The sequence below is a fragment of the Streptomyces swartbergensis genome (genome assembly GCF_002148965.1).
GTDB classification, from domain to species: Bacteria; Actinomycetota; Actinomycetes; order Streptomycetales; family Streptomycetaceae; genus Streptomyces; species Streptomyces swartbergensis.
The window spans coordinates 16,778-33,128 of sequence record NZ_NGFN01000001.1; the positions used below are offsets into that span (position 1 = coordinate 16,778).

Below are 16,351 nucleotides of genomic sequence, written 5' to 3' on the forward strand. Positions count from 1 at the left end.
CAGGCATGAGCGACGACCACGTCTACATGACCCTCGCCGAGGGACACGAGGACGACACCCGCTGGGCCTACGGCACCGGCTTCGAGGACCCCCTGCAGGGCGTGGACACCGATGTCCCCGACGGCGTGGACGCCCAGGAACTGGCCGCCCTCTGCGTCACCCTGGCCGACGACGCCCTGGTCTCGGCCCAGCGGCTGGCCGAGTGGACCACCCGGGCGCCCGAGCTGGAGGAGGAGGTGGCGCTGGCGAACATCGGCCTCGACCTGCTCGGCCAGGCCCGCCTGCTGTACTCCCGCGCGGGCCAGGTCGACGGGACGGGCCGCGGTGAGGACGCCTACGCCTACTTCCGCGACGCCGGCGAGTTCCGCAACGTACGCCTGGCCGAACTCCCCAACGGGGACTTCGCGTTCTCGATCGTGCGGCTGCTGGTGTTCTCCAGCTGGCGCCTCGCGCACTTCGAGCGGCTCGCCGCCCACCGCGACCCGGTGCTCGCGGCGATCGCCGCCAAGGGCGTGAAGGAGCTGGCCTACCACCGGCAGTACGCGGCCGAGTGGGCGGTACGGCTGGGCGACGGCACCGAGGAGTCGCACCGCCGGACGCGCAGGGCGCTGGAACAGGTGGCGCCCTACCTCGGCGAGTTGTTCACGGCGTACGACGTACGGGACGAGGTCGTCGCCGTCCTGAGCCAGGTCACCGAGGCGGCCGGGCTGCCCATGCCCGTCTACCGGCCGCTGCCCGGCTCGGGCCGCGCCGGGGAGCACACCGAGCATCTCGCCCCGCTGCTGGCCGAGTTGCAGGGCGTGGCCCGCGCCCACCCGGAGGCGACATGGTGACCACGCTCCTGGACGCGCGACGGGCCCGGCGCATCGCCGAGCAGGTGCCCGACCCCGAACTGCCCATGCTCACCCTCGCCGACCTCGGAGTGCTGCGCGAGGTGTCCATGGATCCGGACGGGACGGTGGTCGCGAGCCTGACCCCGACCTACTCGGGCTGCCCCGCCATGGCCGAGATGCGCGCGGGCGTGGCCGCCCGGCTCAAGGACGCCGGCTACCCGCGCGTGGAAATCCGCACCGTCCTCGACCCACCGTGGACCAGCGACTGGATCACCCCGGAAGGCCGCCGCAAGCTCGCCGAACACGGCATCGCCCCGCCCGGGGCGGCCCCCGCGCGCGCTGCCGGACCGGTTCCGCTCGTGCTGTCGCCGATCCGCCGCTCCGTGACCTGCCCCCGCTGCGGCAGCGCGGACACCGAGGAGACCTCCCGCTTCGCCGCCACATCCTGCAAGGCGCTGTGGCGCTGCCTCGCCTGCCGCGAGCCGTTCGAGTACGTCAAGGAGATCTGATGGAGGACCTGATGGAGCCGGCCCCCGCCCCGGCGGCACGCGCGCGTGCCCGCCGCCGTCCGGTCTTCCACCCTCTGCGGGTCGCCGCCGTGCAGCCGCTGTGCGAGGACGCGGTGGCCGTCGGCTTCTACATCCCGGCCGAGCTGGCCGAGGAGTTCGCCTTCGCCCCCGGCCAGTCGCTCACCCTGCGGCGCGAGGTCGACGGCCGGGACGAGCGCCGTTCGTACTCGATCTGCTCACCCGTCGGCACGGCACCGCGCATCGGCGTCCGGGTCGTGCCCGGTGGCCTGTTCTCCTCCTGGCTGGTGCACGAGGTACGCCCCGGCGACACCGTCGAGGTGATGGCTCCCACCGGCGCCTTCACACCCGACCTCACCACCCCCGGCCACCACGTTCTGATCGCGGCCGGCTCGGGCATCACGCCCATGGTGTCCATCGCCGAGTCCGTCCTGGCCGCCGACTCCCGCTCGACGGTCGCGCTCCTCTACGGCAACCGCCGCACCGGCACGGTGATGTTCGCCGACGAGCTGGCCGACCTGAAGGACCTCTACCCGACGCGGTTCCAGCTCGCGCACGTCCTCTCCCGTGAGCCCCGTGAGGCCGAGGTGCTCTCCGGCCGCCTCGACGCCGACCGGCTGTCGGCGCTCATCGACGCGCTGGTCGACGTGGAGTCCGCCGACCACTGGTGGCTGTGCGGCCCGCACGGCATGGTCCGCGCCGCCCAAGAGGTCCTGGCCGGCCTCGGCGTACCGGGCGACCGCGTCCACCAGGAGCTGTTCTACGCCGACGACGAACCCGTACGCGAGGTCCACCACGCCGAGGCAGGCCCCTCCGGCCCGGTCAGCCAGGTCACCGTCACCCTCGACGGCCGCTCCACCACGTCCGCCCTGCCCCGCGAGCGGACCATCCTGGAAGGCGCCCAGCAGACCCGCCCCGACCTGCCGTTCGCCTGCAAGGGAGGAGTCTGCGGCACCTGCCGCGCCCTGGTCACCGACGGCAAGGCCGACATGCGCCGCAACTTCGCCCTCGAACCGGCCGAGGTCGACGCGGGCTACGTCCTCACCTGCCAGTCGTTCCCGGTCTCCGACGCGCTGACGGTGGACTTCGACACCTGAGTCAGCGTCAGGGCGTTCCCGCGCCGAGGTCTTCGAGTTCCTCCGCGCACGCCTCCGGCACGGCCACGTCCCCGACGATGACCGACTGGTACCCCGTGGTCGGCGACGGCCCGACCGCTTCCAGGTGCTCGCGCCTCGCCTCCGCCCGGGCCTGCGCGATGTGGTCGGCGATCTCCTGGCAGTCGACGGCATACGTGCCGGTCGGCGCCGGCTCCCCGGGGGAGCCCGAACCGCCCGTGGACGACCCGGTGTTGAGCGCATAGGTGCCGACGAGACCGGCCAGGCACACTCCTGCCCAGGCGGCGACGATCCGCCTGCGGGCACTCAACGGCCGGCCCTTCCGCAGTCGGCCCTTCCACTGCACGCGTCCTTCATCGAAACCCCTCCCTCGACAGATGGTGCCGGAGTCCGGACTGCGGCGCGACACCGCCCACAGACTCCCGTCTGACTGCACAGTCATACGATGCCGCCTACCGCGACGAGAACAACTACTTCTGCTTTGACCCCGTCACCGGCGTGCCCACACCGGATCCCGCGAACGACACCGCGCCGGACCCGCACGGCCAGATCCTCGTCCACAAGACCTGGGACGGACGCGCCGCCGGGTGGAACGAGCCCGCCGTGGACGGCGCGGGACACATCCAGGACGTGGGCGGCGGCAAGACGGAAACGACAACGCCGCCGGCACCTGGAACGTCGTCAGGACCGACGACGGTTACTGCAGGTTCCGGGCGGCGCAGAACCCGGACCTGTTCCTGACCGGTGCGTCCCGAGGGGCGCCGCTGACCCTCCAGAGCGAGGCTGCGGACGGCTCGCAGGAGTGGCGGCCGGCCGGCAGGCGGGGCCTCGGCCCGACTGATGCTCACCCGGCGCGCAGCACGCGCAACGCCGAGAGCGCCACGTGGAGCTCGGTGCGCCGTTCACCGGATTCGAGGTCGGTGTCGAGGAGGCGTTCGATGGTGCGCAGACGCTGGTACATGGTCTCCCGGGACAGGCCGCCGCGGCGGGCCGCGGTGGTCTTGTTGCCGGCGGCGTCGAGGTAGTGGCCGAGCGTCGTCAGCAGGTCGGTGCCGTGCCGGGTGTCGTGGTCGATGAGCCGGCCGAGCCGCCGTTCGGTGAAGTCCTGGATCCGGGTGTCCTCGCGCAGGGCGTACAGCAGGCGGCGCAGGTCGATGTCCGGCAGCTCGTGGAAGGAGCGGTCCGGGGGAAGGGGCTGGCCGGGCGGGGTGGCCTCTATGACGCGGGCCGCCTCCCGGAAGGAACGGGGGATGTCGGCGAGGTCCGCCACCTCCGAGCCGACACTCACGAGCGCCTCCGGGGACAGCCCCAGCGCTGTGCGGCTCAGACGCTCGGCCACCGGACGCCAGGGCTGGTCGGCGCGCAGGGCCGGCAGGACACCGAGGCGGCCGGGGGAGAGCTCCCCGACCAGCGCCGGGATTCCCGCCGCCCTGAGCTCCCGGTGCAGTCGGGACTCCGGCTCGGTCCCCGACGCACCAGGGCCCAGGTCGACGAGGAGCGCCAGGTATCGGCTGTCCTCGGTGGGCAGGCCCAGCGCGGCGCAGCGGGCACGGGCGTCCGCGGGGGAGTGGTGGCGCTGTTCCGCCAGTTCCCGCAGGGCGTTGCGGTGGGCCGTGTGTTCCCACGGAGTGGCGTGGATGAGGCGGGCGACGGTCAGCGCCATCGCCGTCCTCTCCAGGACGGTGACGTGCTCCGGCCCGAAGGCCGGCCCGTCGTCGGGAGCCCGGAGCATGGCCAGACGGCCCCAGCGTTCGCCCTGGTAGGAGACCGGCGCGGTGAGCCAGCCCTCCGGTCCGCCCACCTCGGTGTGGTCGCCCGGCTCGGTGGCCCGGGACCGCTGTTCCCAGCCCGTGAGCGCCTCCTGCACGGTGCTCCCCGACGGCTCGCAGATCAGTGCCTGGTGCGCCAGGTTCTCCAGGACGACCGTGCGGCCGCTCATCTCCGCCGCCGCGTGCACCACCTCCTCCGGCCCCGCGCCGCGCAGCGTCAGCGCGGTGAACGCCTCGTGGATCCGCTGGGTCCGGCGCATTGCGTCGGCCTGGTTGCCGAGGATGAGCGCGTGGACGACCTGGGTGACCTCCAGGAAGTTGACGTCCCGGGCGAGGGTGACCAGCGGGAGCCCCCGGGCGCGGCAGGCCTGCACGAGGGCGTCGGGTGGACGGTGGTAGCGCCGTACCAGCTCGATGACCAGGGCGGCCGCTCCCACCTCGGTGAGTTCGTCGACGTACCGGCGGACCCCCGCGGCGTCCTCGGGCAGCGGCATGCCCGTCGTCAGGACCAGCTCCCCGCCCTTGAGGAAGGACGCCGGATCCGTCAGCTCGGTGATGTGCACCCAGCGCACCGGCCGGTCCAGATGCGGCAGCCCGGTGACGACCTGGGGCTGTCCGGCGGCCAGGACGGGCAGGGCCAGTACGTCGGCGACGGTCGGCGCGCGGCCGGCCGGGGCCTTCGGGTCGTTCTCGTTCACGGTGACTCCCTGCTCGCCCGGTCACTCTGACAAGCGGCACTGACCTGCGCAAGAGCTGTCCACGGCAGGGGAAGGCGGGACCCGAGGGGTTCGGAGGTTGACACAACGTCCGAACAACGCGTTCCGGCTGGACACATCACGCGTTGTCGCCCCTCGCGGGGGCTTGGATGCTCGGTTACCGGAGCTGAGCCAAGCAACCACACCTCGACGTACGGCCGGGAGACACCATGACCGCACTGTCACCGCACCTTCGCCAGGCCACACCCGTGGTGGCGGCTCGGGGCGAAGGCGTCCACCTCTACGGTGAGGACGGCCGCCGCTACCTCGACTTCACCGCCGGCATCGGCGTCACCAGCACCGGGCACTGTCACCCCAAGGTCGTGGCGGCGGCGCAGGAGCAGGTGGGCACGCTGATCCACGGCCAGTACACCACCGTCATGCACGAGCCGCTGCGCCGGCTCGTCGACAAGCTGGGCGAGGTACTGCCGGCCGGCCTCGACAGCCTGTTCTTCACCAACTCGGGCAGCGAGGCCGTCGAGGCGGCACTGCGGCTGGCCCGCCAGGCCACCGGTCGGCCCAACGTCATCGTCTGTCACGGCGGCTTCCACGGCCGTACCGTCGCCGCCGCCTCCATGACGACCTCCGGCATCCGCTTCCGGTCCGGTTTCTCCCCGCTGATGAGCGGCGTGGTCGTCACTCCGTTCCCGACGCCCTTCCGGTACGGCTGGGACGAGGAGACCGCCACCCGCTTCGCCCTCAAGGAGCTCGACTACACCCTCCAGACGATCTCGTCGCCCGCCGACACGGCCGCGATCATCGTCGAGCCGGTGCTCGGCGAGGGCGGCTACGTGCCCGCGAACCGCGCCTTCATCGAAGGGCTGCGCGAGCGGGCGGACCGGCACGGCTTCCTGCTGATCTTCGACGAGGTGCAGACCGGCGTCGGCCGCACCGGACGCTTCTGGGGACACGACCACTTCGGCGTCGCCCCGGACATCCTCGTCACCGCCAAGGGCCTGGCCAGCGGCTTCCCCCTCTCCGGTATCGCCGCCTCCGAGGAGCTGATGGCCAAGGCGTGGCCCGGCTCGCAGGGCGGCACGTACGGCGCCAACGCCGTCGCCTGCGCCGCGGCCTGCGCGACCCTCGACGTCGTGCGCGACGAGAAGCTCGTCGAGAACGCCGAGGCGATGGGCAAGCGGCTGCGCCACGGCCTGGAGGCGGTGGCCGACCGGACCCCGGGCATCGGCGACGTCCGCGGCCTCGGACTCATGCTCGCCACCGAGTTCGTCACCGAGGACGGCAGCCCCGACCCCGAGACCGCCGCTCAAGTGCAGCGCGCCGCCATCGACGAGGGCCTGCTCCTGCTGCTGTGCGGCGCCTGGAACCAGGTGGTCCGCATGATCCCGGCGCTCGTCATCGACGAGGCGGGTGTGGACGAGGGCCTCCAGGCCTGGGCGAACGCCGTCGAGGCCGGCACCTCGGGAGCGGTGGACCGATGACCACCGCCACCCGCGACCTGGCGGGTCTGACGGCCCGGATCGCCGAGATCGCGCCCGGTCTGCGGGTGGAGACCGGCCCGGGGGCGACGGGCCCCTACGCCTACGACGCCTCCAACTACCGTGTGCTGCCACGGGCCGTTGCCTTCCCGCGCACCGCCGACGACGTGGTCGCGGTGCTGCGGGCCTGCCGGGAGGCGGGTGTTCCGGTCACGGCCCGGGGTGGTGGCACCAGCATGGCGGGCAACGCCGTCGGCCTCGGAGTCGTCCTGGACTTCTCCCGGTACATGAACCGGATCCTGGACATCGACGTCGAGGCGCGCACCGCGCGCGTGGAGGCCGGTGTCGTCCTCGACACGCTACGTGGCGCGACCGCCCTGCACGGGCTCGACTTCGGTCCGGACCCGTCCTCGCACAGCCGCTGCACCCTCGGCGGCATGATCGGCAACGACGCGTGCGGCAACCGGTCGGTGCGTGACGGGCGGACCAGCGGCCACGTCGAGGCCCTGGAGATCGTGACGGCCGACGGCGTGCGGGCCGTCGCCGACCACTCCGGGCTGCGGGCCGCAGAGCCGGGCGACGCGGAGGCCGTGCGGCGCGTCGCCCGGCTCGAATCCGGCCTCAGGCGGCTGGTCGAGGACAACCTGGCGCTGATCCGCACCGAGCTGGGCCGGATCCCGCGTCAGGTCTCCGGCTTCCAGCTGCACCACCTGCTGCCGGAGAACGGGTTCGACCTGGTCCGTGCTCTGGTGGGCACCGAGGGCACCTGTGCGGTCGTCACCGCCGCGACGGTCCGCCTGGTGGCGACCGCACAGGCCTCCACGCTGCTGACACTCGGCTACGAGGACGTGGTCCAGGCGGCCGAGGACGTGCCGGAGATCCTGCGCTTCTCGCCCAGCGCGGTGGAGGGCATGGACGAGGCGATCGTCGCCACCATGCGCGCCCGCCGCGGTGCGGCCTCGGTCACCGGCCTGCCCGAGGGGCGGGCCTGGCTGTACGTCGAACTCGAAGGCGACGACCAGGCTGCGGTGAACGCCCGCGCCGCTGAACTGCTCGACGCTCTCAAGGCCCAGGGGCGGATGACCGGCGGCAGGGTCGTGGAGAGCCCGGCCGAGCGGCGTTCGCTGTGGCGGGTGCGTGAGGACGGGGCAGGGCTGGCAGCCCGGCTGGTGGACGGCGGGGAGTCCTGGCCCGGCTGGGAGGACGCGGCCGTGGCGCCCGAGAACCTGGCCGCCTACCTGCGCGACTTCCGCAAACTGCTGACCACCCACGACCTGACCGGCGTGCTCTACGGGCACTTCGGCGCGGGATGCGTCCACGTACGCATCGACTTCGACCTGGCCACCGAGGCCGGCCGGACGGTCATGCGCCGCTTCCTGACCGAGGCGGCCGCGCTGGTCGTCGGGCACGGCGGCACGCTGTCGGGTGAGCACGGTGACGGGCGGGCGCGCAGCGAGCTGCTGGAGGTCATGTACAGCCACCGCATGATCGCCGCGTTCGCCGCGTTCAAGAAGACCTTCGACCCCGAGAGGCTGCTCAACCCCGGTGTGATCGTCGATCCGGCCCCGCTGGACGCCGACCTCGCGCTGCGTGAACTCCCGCTGCTGGAGACGACGTTCGGCTTCCCGCACGACGAGGACGGCTTCGCGGGCGCCGTGCGCCGCTGCGTCGGTGTCGGCCGTTGCCGCAGTGACACGGGCGGCGTGATGTGTCCGAGCTACCGGGCCACGGGCGAGGAGAACGACTCCACCCGCGGCCGGGCCCGCATGCTCCAGGAGATGGTGCGCGGCGAGGCCGTCACCGACGGCTGGCGCTCGACCGAGGTCAAGGACGCCCTCGATCTGTGCCTGTCGTGCAAGGCCTGCTCCAATGACTGCCCGGTCGGCGTCGACATGGCCACGTACAAGGCCGAATTCCTCCACCAGCACTACAAGGGCCGCCTGCGCCCCCGTTCCCACTACTCACTCGGCTGGCTGCCCAGGACCTCCGCCCTGGCCGGATACGCCGCCCGGCCGATCAACGCACTGCTGCGCGGGCCGGTCGGGCGGCTGCTCGCCCGCCTCGGCGGCGTCACGACGAAGCGCACCATCCCCGCCTTCGCCTCCCGCCGCACCCTGCGCAAGACCCTGCGCGCGGCCAGAACCGCGGAGCCGGCGAAGGCCGTGCTCTTCGTCGACAGCTTCACCCGCGCCTTCCGTCCCGAGGTCGCGGGAGCCGCGAGCCGTGTGCTCGCCGACGCCGGTGTCTCCTGCGCGCCGAAGGACGGACTGTGCTGCGGCCTGACCTGGGTCAGCACCGGACAGCTGAACGTCGCCCGCAAGATCATGGCCCGCACGGTCGCCGCGCTCGACGACGGTGACGACAGGCCGATCATCGTCGCCGAGCCGAGCTGTGCAGCCGCGTTGAAGCGTGACGTCCCCGAACTGCTCGGCACCGAGGCCGCCCAGCGCGTAGCGAGCCGCGTCCAGACCTTCACCGGGGCCCTGGCCGACCTCGCCGACCAGGACTGGAGCCCGCCGCCGCTGCCCGAGAGCGTCGTGCTCCAGACCCACTGCCACGAGTACGCCACCTTCAAGAGCAGCCGCCCCGCCGACCTCCTGCGCCGGCTCGGCGTACGCAGCGTCGACGAGGCCGAGGGCTGCTGCGGACTCGCCGGGAACTTCGGCTTCGAGGCAGAGCACTACGACACCTCCATGGCCGTCGCCGATCTCGCCCTCAAACCCCGCATCGACAACCTCGACGGACGCACCGTCGTGGCCGACGGCTTCAGCTGCGCCACCCAGATCGACCACCTCGCCGGTGAACGGGACATCCGCGCCCTGCACCTCGCGGAACTCCTCGACCCCGCCGCCGATCACACAGGAGAGACATCATGACCGAGGTACTGACCCAGTTGTTCATCGGCGGTGCCTGGGTGGACGCCGCGGACGGCGCCACCATGCCCGTCGACGACCCCGCGACCGGCGAGATCCTCTGTCACGTCGCCGACGCCGGTCCGAAGGACGCCAAGCTCGCGGAGGAAGCGGCCGTTCAGGCCCAGGCCGAGTGGGCACGTACCGCGCCCCGGGCCCGCAGCGAGATCCTGCGCCGCGCCTACGAGCTCATCCTCGAGCGCACGGACGAGCTCGCCCACCTGATGACGTCCGAGATGGGCAAGCCGCTCGCCGAGGCCAGGGGAGAGGTGGCGTACGCCGCCGAGTTCTTCCGCTGGTTCTCCGAGGAAGCCGTCCGCATCGACGGCGGCTGCGGCACGCTGCCCGACGGACGCAACCGCATGCTGCTCTCCCGCCGCCCGGTCGGCCCCTGCCTGCTGATCACGCCGTGGAACTTCCCGCTGGCCATGGGCACCCGCAAGATCGGCCCGGCCATCGCGGCGGGCTGCACGATGATCCTCAAGCCGGCCCCGCAGACCCCGCTGTCCAGTCTCGCCCTGGCCGGGATCCTCAAGGAGGCCGGGCTGCCGGACGGTGTGCTGAACGTCGTCACCACCTCCCGCGCCGGCGAGGTCTGCGAACCGCTGCTGCGCGGCGGCCGGATCCGCAAGCTGTCCTTCACCGGCTCCACGGGCGTCGGCCGCATCCTGCTCGCCCAGTGCGCCGACACCGTCGTACGGACGTCGATGGAGCTGGGCGGCAACGCGCCGTTCATCGTCTTCGACGACGCCGACCTGGACGTGGCCGTGGACGGCGCGATGGTCGCCAAGATGCGCAACATGGGCGAGGCGTGCACCGCCGCCAACCGCTTCTTCGTGCACCGGTCGGTCGCGGAGGAGTTCGGCCGGCGGCTCGCCGAGCGCATGGGTGCGCTCGTCGTGGGCCCCGGTACCCGCGACGGAGTCGATGTCGGCCCGCTGATCGACAGGACCGGACGCGGCAAGGTCGAGGAACTCGTCGCCGATGCGGTGGAGCGCGGCGCCCGGGTCCTCGTGGGCGGCCGTACGCCCGAAGGGCCGGGCTGTTTCTACCCGCCGACCGTGCTCACGGATGTCTCCCCCGAGAGCCGCCTGATGGACACGGAGATCTTCGGTCCCGTCGCGGCGATCCTCACCTTCGACGACGAGGACGAGGTCCTGCGCCGCGCCAACGACACGCCCTGGGGTCTGGTCGGTTACGTCTTCACCCAGGGTCTGGACCGAGGGCTGCGCGTCAGCGAGGGTCTGGAGGTGGGCATGGTCGGCCTGAACACCGGCCTCGTCTCCAACCCGGCCGCGCCGTTCGGCGGGGTCAAGCAGTCCGGCCTCGGCCGCGAGGGCGGCCGGGTCGGGATCGACGAGTTCCTGGAGTACCAGTACGTCGCGGTGCCCGTGCGATGACCGTGTTCTCGCCCTGACACACACCCCGTCGCGCACCGCGCGGGCAGCCCCCGCGTGCGGCCCACCCCCCGGGGCGCACGCGGGTCGCCCCGTGCCCGGCCTCCCTCTCCCCCCGGCCGGGCACGGGGCTTACGGCCGACACGCCCGGTGCGAGGGCGCGTGCACGGTGATCCGCTGTGCCGGGCTCTCACGCACCCAGTCGGCGGTCGCTGATGCCGGACGCCGTGTCGGCGACCAGGCGGCCCCACTCGGGGAGCCGGTCCGCGTCGTAGCGGGAGTCCGGCATGGAGACGGCCACCGAGGCGAGCGGTGTGCCGTCCTCGTCCAGGACGGGTGCGGCGATCGCGCAGACATCGGGGCGGTACTGGTTGCGGTTGACGGCGTAGCCGTCCGTGCGCACCCGCTTCAGCTCGGCGCGCAGCTCGGCCGGGTCGACCGTCGTCGCGTCGCTGTAGCGCTCCAGCCTGTGCGCGACCAGTTCGTCCACGTCGGCGGGCGGCAGGTGGGCCAGGATCGCGCGCCCGGTGGCCGTGGCGTGCAGGGGAGAGGTGTCGCCGATCGCGTAGTACGTCCGCACCGCGTGAGCGCAGTCCACCCGGTCGACTACCACCATGCACTGCAACGCGTCAGGCACCGACAGGTGGATCGTCTCGTTCAGCGCGTCCCGCAGCCGGATCATGGGCTCCCTCGCCGCCGCGAACAGGCTGGAGCCCTGAAGAGCCGCCGGACGCACGGCGAGCACCCGGGCGCCGATCTCCCAGCGGGTGGTGTCCTGGCGGTTCGCCCGCAGCCATCCCGCTTCGTTCAGGCTGACCAATGTGCGCTGCACCGTCGACTTGGGCAGGCCGAAGAGCTTCGTCAACTCGCCCACCGTCACGGGCTGGTGGTGCGCGACCGCCTCCAGGATGCGCAGCGACCTGGTCACGCTCTTCATTTCCATCGGGGCCCCGTCAGTTCTCGTTCGCCGGTCTCACCTCTTGACTCCCTCCCGGAGTCGCGGGGATGATCGTGCCGGATTCTAGCATAGCGTGCCACGATACGGCACGATTGCGGGATCCCAGTACCTCGCGGTGATGGACGGTGGTAGCGCCCTGACTGCGCCTGCCGCCCGCGAGGCAGCCCCCTGCGCCCGGCCTTCCCCCGGGCCGGGCGCAGGGTGGTGGCTGTTGCCCGACGTGGGAAAGGGGCCGGCCCCCACGCCGGTGCGTGGGGGCCGGCCCTTTGCCGGTGCTCGTTCAGGCGCCCTGGCGGCGCCCCGTGATCTCCGCCGCCGCGTCGGCGACCAGGCGGCCCCACTCGGGCAGCCGGTCCGCGTCGTAGCGCGAGTCGGGCATGGAGATGGCCACGGTGGCCAGCGGTGTGCCCTCCTCGTCGAGGATGGGTGCGGCGATCGCGCAGACGTCCGGCCGGAACTGGTTGCGGTTGACCGCGTATCCGTCGGTGCGGATCCGGTCCAGCTCGGCACGCAGTTCGTCCGGGTCGGTGGGCGTCGCGTCGCTGTAGCGCTCCAGCCCCTGCGCGATGAACTCCTCGACGTCCTGCTTCGGCAGATGCGCCAGAACGGCGCGCCCGGTCGCGGTGGCGTGCAGGGGTGAGGTGTCGCCGACGGTGTGGAACGTCCGTACGGCGTGACTGCAGTCCACGCGGTCCACCACGACCATGCACTGCAACGCGTCCGGCACCGACAGGTGGATCGTCTCGTTCACCGCGTCCCTCAGGCGGACCATGGGCTCGCGTGCGGCCGCGAACAGGCTGGACCCCTGAAGGGCGGCGGGCCGTACGGCCAGGACGCGGGCGCCGATCTCCCAGCGGGTGGTGTCCTTGCGGTTGGCCCGCAGCCAGCCCGCCTCGGCCAGCGTGACCAGGGTGCGCTGCACGGTCGACTTCGGAAGGCCGAAGAGCTTCGTCAGTTCCCCCACGGTGACCGGCTGATGCTGGGCGACCGCCTCCAGGATGCGCAGCGACCTGGTGACGCTCTTCATTTCCATCCGGTTTCCCCCTGTTAATCCTCAGAATCTCTTGTGGACACCTCTTGACTCCCCTGGGAGCCACTGTCATTCTCTGTGCCAGATACTAGCACAGCATTCCACAATGTGGCACGGCTCGCCGGAAGATCCCGAGGACGCAGCCGGAACTCCGAGACAGGGCGTTCGTGAGCCGAGGTCCCCCGAAGGACCCGCCCCCTCCGCCCAAACCGCCTCGAATCGAACAGCCTCACGCAGGGGCTCAGCATGCGCCCCGGCGAAACGAAAGGAAAGCCCCGTGTCAGCTGCCAGGAAGCGAGTCGCCGTCGTCGGCGTGGGAACCATGGGCAGCCAGGCCGCCTGGCGCCTCGCGGCCCGTGGCGCGGAGGTCGTCGCCTACGACCGCTTCGCCCCCGGCCACGACCGCAGCGCCGCCGGCGGCGAGACCCGCATCTTCCGCAGCGCGCACTTCGAGGACTCCCGGTACGTCCCGCTCCTCAAGCACGCCGACACCCTGTGGGAGCAGCTCCAGCAGGAGACCGGCCGCGAGCTGCGCCGCCTGACCGGATGCCTGCTGATGGGATCCACCGAGCACCAGCAGATGGCCACGGTCCTGGAGTCCATCGCCGAGCACGGCCTCGACCACGAGGTGCTCGACGCCGAGGCCGTGGCCAAGCGCTTCCCGCAGTACCGGCTGGAGGACGGCGACGCGGCCGTGCTCGACCGCCGGGCCGGCTTCATCCGGCCCGAGCTGACCGTCCAGACCGCGGCCCGCCGCGCCGAGCAGCTGGGTGCCCGCATCGAGCGCTACACGCCGGTCCGCGAGATCACCCCGGCCGGCGGCGGGGTGGAGGTGCGCACCGACTCCGGCAGCGAGCGCTTCGACGCGGTCGTCGTCACCGTCGGCCCCTGGGTGAACGACCTGCTTCCCGACCTGCCGTGGGAGGTGGACATCCGCCGGCTGATCAGCGCCTGGTACGTCCCCACCACCGACGCCTGGTTCGGTGAGGAGCGCCCCGCGTTCATCCGCACGACCCCTACGCACTGCTACGGACTGCCCTCCCCGGACGGCGTCTCCGTCAAGATCGGTCTCTCGCGCGACCTGCATGCTCCGGCCGGTGACCCCAACGCGCTCGACCGCACCGTCCGGCCGGAGGAACTGGAGATCTTCACCGAGCTCGTCCGCCGCCACCTGCCGGACCTGCACCCGGACCCGACCCGCCTGGCCGTCTACATGGAGGGCTACACCGAGAGCAGCCGTCCGCTGATCGGCCCGCTGCCCGGCGCCGAGAACGTCGTACTGCTCGCGGGCTTCTCCGGCCACGGCTTCAAACTCTCGCCGGCCTTCGGTGACATCGCCGCCGACCTGGCGCTGGACGGCACGTCCTCCCAGCCCATCGACTTCCTGTCGACCGTCGGCCGCACCACGGCCTGAACGGGCCCCGACCACCATCCGGCACACCCGGCACACCGGCACACCCGGCACACCGTCACATCCGGCAAGGAGAACCACATGGCGAGGAAACGCGTCGCGGTCGTCGGCACCGGCACGGTCGGCAGCCAGGCCGCTTGGCGGCTCGCGGCCCGCGGAGCCGAGGTCGTCGCCTACGACCGCTTCGCCCCCGGCCACGACCGCAGCGCCGCCGGCGGTGAGACCCGGGTCTTCCGCAGCGTGCAGACCGACGACGGCCGGTACGTGCCGCTCGTGCGGCACGCCGACGCGCTCTGGAAGCAGCTTCAGGCGGAGACCGGCCGGGAGCTGCGCAGGCTCACGGGTTGCCTGTTCATGGGGCCGGCCGACGACTCCGAGATGCGTACCGTCATGGGCATCGTCGCCGAGCACGGCCTGGACCACGAGGTCATCGACGCCGAGGCGGTGGCGAAACGTTTCCCCCAGTTCCGCCTCGACCACGGCGACCTGGCGGTCCTCGACCGGCGCGCGGGTTTCGTCCGCCCGGAGCTGACGGTCCAGACCGCGGCCCGCCGGGCCGAGGAACTGGGCGCGCGGATCCGCCGCTACACCCCCGTGAGGGAGGTCAGCCCCGTCGCCGGGGGAGGAGTCGAGGTCCGTACGGACTCCGGCACGGAGCGGTTCGACGCCGCGGTGGTCACCCCCGGGCCGTGGGTGGGCGACCTGCTACCGGACCTGCCGTGGGAAGTGGGTGTCTACCGTGCGGTCAGCGCCTGGTTCCTGCCCGACGAGGACCACCAGGCCGGCGAGGAGCGCCCCGCCTTCATCCGCAGGGGCGGTGCCGTCCCCTTCTACGGGATCCCGTCCCCGGACGGCCTCTCCGTCAAGCTCGGCGTGTCCCAGGCCCACCACCGGCCCGTGGACGACCCGAACCGGCTGGAGAGGACCGTCGCGCCGGAGGAACTGGAGATGTTCAGCGAGATCGTGCGGCGCCACCTGCCCGGTCTGAACCCCGACCCGGTACGGCTCGGCGTCTTCATGGAGGGCTACACCGACAGCACCCGCCCGCTGGTCGGCCCCCTGCCGGGCTCCGACGACATCATCCTGCTGGCCGGCTTCTCCGGCCAGGGCTTCAAACTCTCGCCCGCCATGGGCGACATCGCCGCGGACCTCGCCCTGGAAGGCCGCACCACCCAGCCGATCGACTTCATCAGCACGCTCGGCCGCACCGCGGCCTGAACGAGGAACGACATGACACTGACCATCGGGCCGCTCCAGGCCCAACCGGGCCGCAAGACCCGGGGCACGATCCCCGTGGACCTCGGCATCACGACCGTCGAGATCCCCCTCGTCCTCGTCAACGGCTCCCGCCCCGGGCCCCGGGTCGTCATCACCGGCGGCGTCCACGGCGGCGAGTTCGTCGGCACCGACGCAGCCGCACGACTCGGCGGACTGCTGGAGCCGGAAGAGGTCGCCGGCCAGGTGGTCATCTGCCCCGTCGCCAACCCGCCCGCCGTCTACGACGGCCGCCTCGGCAAGTCCCCGCTGGACGACGTCAACATCAACCGCGTCTTCCCCGGCGACAAGGACGGAGGCCCCACCGAGCGGCTGGCCGCCTGGCTCTTCGAGAACGTCGTCTCAGGCGCCGACGCCTACGCCGACCTGCACAGCGGCGGCATCGACGAGACCCTGCTCGACTTCGTCGGCTACCGTCTGACCTCGGACGACGAGCTGGACGCGAAGACGCGGGGCATGGCTCACGCCGTCGGCTACGAGCGTGTACTGTTCGGCCGCAACGCCCAGGGCGGAAACAGCCACGCCGCGGCCGCACGGCAGGGCATCCCCGCCATCCTCATCGAGACCGGCCAGCTCGGCGACCGGGACCCCGCCCAGGCGAGGACCCTGCTGGACGGCCTCCACCGGCTCCTGCACCACCTCGGCGTCATCGAGGCGCCCCAGCACGTCGCCCCGGTGACCGTCCCGCCGCGCGACTGGGTCTGGACCGGCTCCGTTGTCTCCCCGGCCACCGGCCTCTGGTACCCGGACGCGGCCACCGGCGACGAGGTGACCGAGGGGCAGTCCATCGGCCGCGTCATCGACCCGGCGGACGGCAGCGAGCGCAAGGTCACCGCCACCGCCACCGGACAGATCCTCTACGGCATGAACGGGCTCACCGTCGCCCCCGGCGCCGAGCTCGCCGCCATCGCGGTGCCGCACGACTGACCGGCA

12 protein-coding genes and 1 pseudogene are annotated in these 16,351 nt (G+C 72.4%); 9 read left to right on the forward strand and 4 right to left on the reverse strand.

Annotation, left to right across the window (positions count from 1 at the left end):
- Positions 1-5: 5 nt before the first annotated feature.
- The 3 genes from paaC to paaE are packed head-to-tail and all read left to right on the forward strand — an operon-like array spanning position 6 to position 2,457.
- On the forward strand, positions 6-833 hold the full coding sequence (paaC, locus tag CA983_RS00105; protein WP_086598781.1) for a 1,2-phenylacetyl-CoA epoxidase subunit PaaC: 828 nt from the start codon (positions 6-8) through the stop codon (positions 831-833).
- Positions 827-1,342, forward strand: coding sequence for a 1,2-phenylacetyl-CoA epoxidase subunit PaaD (gene paaD, locus CA983_RS00110; RefSeq protein WP_086598782.1), 516 nt, complete (start codon positions 827-829; stop codon positions 1,340-1,342). Before paaC ends, paaD begins: the two co-directional genes overlap by 7 nt.
- Positions 1,342-2,457 (forward strand): 1,2-phenylacetyl-CoA epoxidase subunit PaaE, encoded by a 1,116-nt coding sequence (gene paaE / locus CA983_RS00115; protein ID WP_244206520.1) that lies wholly within the window; start codon positions 1,342-1,344, stop codon positions 2,455-2,457. The genes paaD and paaE overlap by 1 nt, the downstream gene beginning before the upstream one ends.
- A gap of 7 nt (positions 2,458-2,464) precedes the next feature.
- On the opposite strand, the gene CA983_RS00120 is transcribed toward paaE, so the two are convergent.
- Both CA983_RS00120 and CA983_RS00130 read right to left on the reverse strand, forming a co-directional pair.
- Positions 2,465-2,785: a hypothetical protein gene (locus CA983_RS00120; RefSeq protein WP_143645427.1), complete on the reverse strand. Its 321-nt coding sequence runs from the start codon at positions 2,783-2,785 to the stop codon at positions 2,465-2,467.
- Positions 2,786-3,319: 534 nt separating this feature from the next.
- On the reverse strand, positions 3,320-4,942 hold the full coding sequence (locus CA983_RS00130; protein ID WP_086598784.1) for a PucR family transcriptional regulator: 1,623 nt from the start codon (positions 4,940-4,942) through the stop codon (positions 3,320-3,322).
- 227 nt (positions 4,943-5,169) lie between these two features.
- Here CA983_RS00130 and CA983_RS00135 point away from each other — a divergent pair, with 227 nt between their 5' ends.
- From CA983_RS00135 to CA983_RS00145, 3 genes are read left to right on the forward strand one after another with little or no spacing between them, the layout of a single operon-like run.
- Entirely contained in the window at positions 5,170-6,438 is a 1,269-nt protein-coding gene (locus tag CA983_RS00135; protein ID WP_086598785.1) for an aspartate aminotransferase family protein, read from the forward strand.
- Entirely contained in the window at positions 6,435-9,311 is a 2,877-nt protein-coding gene (locus CA983_RS00140; protein ID WP_086598786.1) for an FAD-binding and (Fe-S)-binding domain-containing protein, read from the forward strand. The genes CA983_RS00135 and CA983_RS00140 overlap by 4 nt, the downstream gene beginning before the upstream one ends.
- Complete coding sequence (locus CA983_RS00145) at positions 9,308-10,747, forward strand: NAD-dependent succinate-semialdehyde dehydrogenase (RefSeq protein WP_086598787.1); 1,440 nt, start codon at positions 9,308-9,310, stop codon at positions 10,745-10,747. The genes CA983_RS00140 and CA983_RS00145 overlap by 4 nt, the downstream gene beginning before the upstream one ends.
- Before the next feature lie 187 nt (positions 10,748-10,934).
- On the opposite strand, the gene CA983_RS00150 is transcribed toward CA983_RS00145, so the two are convergent.
- Complete coding sequence (locus CA983_RS00150) at positions 10,935-11,681, reverse strand: IclR family transcriptional regulator (RefSeq protein ID WP_086598788.1); 747 nt, start codon at positions 11,679-11,681, stop codon at positions 10,935-10,937.
- Between the two features lie 301 nt (positions 11,682-11,982).
- A complete protein-coding gene (locus tag CA983_RS00155) occupies positions 11,983-12,729 on the reverse strand; it encodes an IclR family transcriptional regulator (protein ID WP_086598789.1) in 747 nt (248 codons plus the stop codon).
- 109 nt (positions 12,730-12,838) lie between these two features.
- Between CA983_RS00155 and solA (CA983_RS00160) the strand changes: the two genes are divergently transcribed.
- The 3 genes and pseudogenes from solA (CA983_RS00160) (at position 12,839) to CA983_RS00170 (ending at position 16,345) form a co-directional block, all read left to right on the forward strand.
- Positions 12,839-14,146 (forward strand): N-methyl-L-tryptophan oxidase, encoded by a 1,308-nt coding sequence (gene solA, locus CA983_RS00160; protein WP_341866623.1) that lies wholly within the window; start codon positions 12,839-12,841, stop codon positions 14,144-14,146.
- 75 nt (positions 14,147-14,221) lie between these two features.
- Positions 14,222-15,361: pseudogene (gene solA, locus CA983_RS00165) on the forward strand (N-methyl-L-tryptophan oxidase); the annotation flags it as partial.
- A gap of 12 nt (positions 15,362-15,373) precedes the next feature.
- Positions 15,374-16,345, forward strand: a complete 972-nt coding sequence (locus CA983_RS00170; protein ID WP_086598792.1) for a succinylglutamate desuccinylase/aspartoacylase family protein — start codon at positions 15,374-15,376, stop codon at positions 16,343-16,345.
- Positions 16,346-16,351 lie beyond the last annotated feature (6 nt).

Excerpts from the sequence above, each read along its gene's own strand:
- CA983_RS00135 (WP_086598785.1), top strand. The coding sequence starts at position 5,170 with ATGACCGCACTGTCACCGCACCTTCGCCAGGCCACACCCGTGGTGGCG.
- paaD (WP_086598782.1), top strand. The coding sequence starts at position 827 with ATGGTGACCACGCTCCTGGACGCGCGACGGGCCCGGCGCATCGCCGAG.
- paaE (WP_244206520.1), top strand. The coding sequence starts at position 1,342 with ATGGAGGACCTGATGGAGCCGGCCCCCGCCCCGGCGGCACGCGCGCGT.
- CA983_RS00170 (WP_086598792.1), top strand. The coding sequence starts at position 15,374 with ATGACACTGACCATCGGGCCGCTCCAGGCCCAACCGGGCCGCAAGACC.
- CA983_RS00140 (WP_086598786.1), top strand. The coding sequence starts at position 6,435 with ATGACCACCGCCACCCGCGACCTGGCGGGTCTGACGGCCCGGATCGCC.
- CA983_RS00145 (WP_086598787.1), top strand. The coding sequence starts at position 9,308 with ATGACCGAGGTACTGACCCAGTTGTTCATCGGCGGTGCCTGGGTGGAC.
- CA983_RS00155 (WP_086598789.1), bottom strand. The coding sequence starts at position 12,729 with ATGAAGAGCGTCACCAGGTCGCTGCGCATCCTGGAGGCGGTCGCCCAG.
- CA983_RS00150 (WP_086598788.1), bottom strand. The coding sequence starts at position 11,681 with ATGAAGAGCGTGACCAGGTCGCTGCGCATCCTGGAGGCGGTCGCGCAC.
- paaC (WP_086598781.1), top strand. The coding sequence starts at position 6 with ATGAGCGACGACCACGTCTACATGACCCTCGCCGAGGGACACGAGGAC.
- solA (WP_341866623.1), top strand. The coding sequence starts at position 12,839 with ATGTGGCACGGCTCGCCGGAAGATCCCGAGGACGCAGCCGGAACTCCG.